This is a genomic window from Chitinophaga sp. (assembly GCF_036569125.1).
In the GTDB taxonomy this organism is placed as follows: domain Bacteria; phylum Bacteroidota; class Bacteroidia; order Chitinophagales; family Chitinophagaceae; genus Chitinophaga.
This window is the reverse complement of the sequence record NZ_DATCRF010000744.1, coordinates 1-2,807: the sequence shown is the minus strand read 5'-3', so window position 1 is coordinate 2,807 and position 2,807 is coordinate 1. Positions and strand designations below refer to the sequence as shown.

At 50.3% G+C, this 2,807-nt stretch carries 3 protein-coding genes; all 3 read left to right on the top strand.

Features of this window, described 5'->3' with window-relative positions; genetic code table 11:
* A partial coding sequence (locus VIM87_RS27565) for a thioesterase family protein (RefSeq protein ID WP_332000100.1) occupies positions 1 to 336 on the top strand: 336 nt, incomplete at its 5' end.
* 716 nt (positions 337 to 1,052) lie between these two features.
* Positions 1,053 to 2,294: a CinA family nicotinamide mononucleotide deamidase-related protein gene (locus tag VIM87_RS27560; protein WP_332000099.1), complete on the top strand. Its 1,242-nt coding sequence runs from the start codon at positions 1,053 to 1,055 to the stop codon at positions 2,292 to 2,294.
* Between the two features lie 123 nt (positions 2,295 to 2,417).
* Positions 2,418 to 2,807 (top strand): biotin/lipoyl-containing protein (locus VIM87_RS27555; RefSeq protein ID WP_332000098.1); only part of this gene is annotated, 390 nt, incomplete at its 3' end.

Here is a 2,807-nt window from a genome sequence, read left to right as displayed (position 1 = left end):
GCTTTATACTATGAGGTAGGCCGTGCAGAGGCTATCCGGGAGCTGGGATTTACCTACCGCCAGCTGGAAGAGCAGGGTATTATTATGCCGGTGGCAGAATTGAATGTTAAATACCTGCGGCCGGCTTTTTATGACGACCTGATAACTGTAAAGACCTCCCTGCGAGAGCTGCGTACCGATCATAAGATCCAGTTTCATTCGGAGCTGTTCAATGAAAAAGGCGAGCTGCTGAATGTAGGCGTTACTACCTTGGTGTTCCTGCATACGGATACTAAGCAGAAGTCGCTGCTGCCGCTGCCATTAAGGGAAAAGCTGGAGCCGTTCTTTAATAAATAAGCAGCGTATTTTATTATCAGGAAAGAAGATCGCTTAAACGATGATATATCCCATTAGGGCCCTATGCAGGGCCTGAAGCGCCCCAAAAAGCAACTGGCTTTTGGGGCTTTTTTATGGCGAAAAGGATATTGCCGGCATAATGCCTGTCCCTTAATTCCAGGACCTGCATGACTGCGTACATGGCTTTACTCAACAGCGGCAAGGATAGTTGCCGGCAGGCACTGCCGCTTTAACCCAGGGACTTTCGTGCCTATATAAAATGGCGTTGCTCAAATACAGCCACAAGAATAGCCGCCTGCACAGTGCCTGTCATTTAACCCCAAAGACTTCTATATCTGCGTATATGCCTTTACTTTATTACTACTGCTAGAACGGCCATGGATGAGCGGTACGGCGACCTGTGCTTAGCTGCAGCACTTACTGCACAGGCATACCTCTGCTACGTGCGCTCGGCCGGAACATACGGTATGTGTGCCACACCGTAGAGGTGTGGCACACGTTTATACGGCCTGCACCCGGATGTAACACCTGTTTTTTAGGGGTCTGTAAAAAGTTCATTACCAATACTTTGTGGACATGACGTGGACTTGATGTGGACTTAATGCGGGGATGAGGTAGTTTAAACCGGTACTGCCTGCCCGTTAGGGTGCTGAATATTTGCACTTTACATGCATTTCCTCCCTAATTTTGTTCCTTTATTCATAAAACCTTTACGCGTGGAAAAAGTAACAGCCAGCATTATTACCATTGGTGATGAACTACTGATAGGACAAACCATCGACACCAACTCGGCCTGGATGGCGCAGCAGCTGAATGGTATGGGTATATGGGTACAGCGCCGTGTAGCCGTAGGCGATATTAAGGAAGCCATCCTGGAAGCGCTGGATGAAGAAAGCGCATCTGCCGATATTATACTGATCACCGGGGGCCTGGGCCCTACGGCCGACGATATTACCAAACCCACGCTGCTGGAATATTTTGGCGGCGCCATGGTGCAGCATGAGCCTACCTTACAACGCCTGATGCAGCTGTTTGAAAGCCGCGGCCTGCCCATCTTACAGCGTAATATAGACCAGGCCCTGGTGCCGGATAGCTGCACTGTGTTAATGAACCACCATGGCCTGGCGCCGGGTATGTGGTTTGAGAAGGGCGGTAAAGTATTTGTATCCATGCCCGGCGTGCCGCATGAAATGAAGGGTATTATGACCGATCATGTGCTGCCCCGGCTGCAGGAGCAGTTTAATACCAAAGCCGTGCTGCACCAAACCCTGCTTACCTCTGGTATGGGTGAATCATTTGTAGCGGAAAAGCTGCTAAGCTTTGAAGCGCAGCTGCCGGAACATATCAAGCTGGCCTATTTACCCAGCTACGGCCTGTTAAAGCTGCGGTTAACCGCGCATGGGGAAGACAAAGTATCTACCGCGGCAGAGCTGAAGCTGCGCTTCCAGGAAATGGAGGCATTGCTGAAAGATATTGCGGTGTATGACGAGGATATTTCTATGGGCGAAGTGCTGGGCCGCTATTTAAAGGCCAAAGGCAAAACCGTAGGCACGGCCGAAAGCTGCACCGGTGGCTATATTGCGCATAGCATTACTGCGGTAGCAGGCAGCTCTGCCTACTATAACGGCAGTGTGGTTACCTACAGCAATGCCATGAAAACAAAGCTGCTGGGCGTAAAAGAAGAAACCCTGGCCGCCTATGGCGCTGTAAGCGAAGAGACTGTGCGCGAAATGGCCGCCGGCGCCCTGAAGGTATTGAACACGGATTATGCAATTGCGGTTTCCGGTATTATGGGCCCTGATGGCGGTACGCCGGAAAAACCGGTAGGCACTGTATGGATAGCCGCCGGCAGCGCAGATAATATTGTAACTGTAAAATACCGCCTGATGTATGACCGGGAACGTAACATACAGATGACGGCTATTTATGCGATGAATGAGCTGAGGAAACTGATTTGATGTGCAGATGTGCAAATGTGCAGATGTGCAAATGATGGTCGCTTTTCATCTGCATATCTGCACATTTGCACATTCGCACATTAACCTTACATTTGTTGCCAGCAAAACACTAAAATACATCTTATGGCCATTGTAGAACTGGTAATGCCTAAAATGGGGGAAAGCATCATGGAAGCCACCATATTACGCTGGCATAAAAAGCCCGGAGATCAGGTAAAAGCTGATGAAACCGTGCTGGAAATTGCCACGGATAAGGTGGATAGTGAAGTGCCCTCCATTGCCGACGGGGAGATTACCGAATTACTGTTTGCAGAGAACGAGGTAGTACCGGTAGGCGCCGTAATTGCCCGTATCAATACAACCGGTAATGCCGAAATACCTGTTGCCCCCACCACGTTTGAAGAAATTGCGCCTGCAGCGCAGCACCACCATCACGAAATTGTTACCAATCACGAGGCGCAGCACCACCACACGGCGCCTGAGCCGGTAGCGGCCCAGCACGCGGAGCCCAAG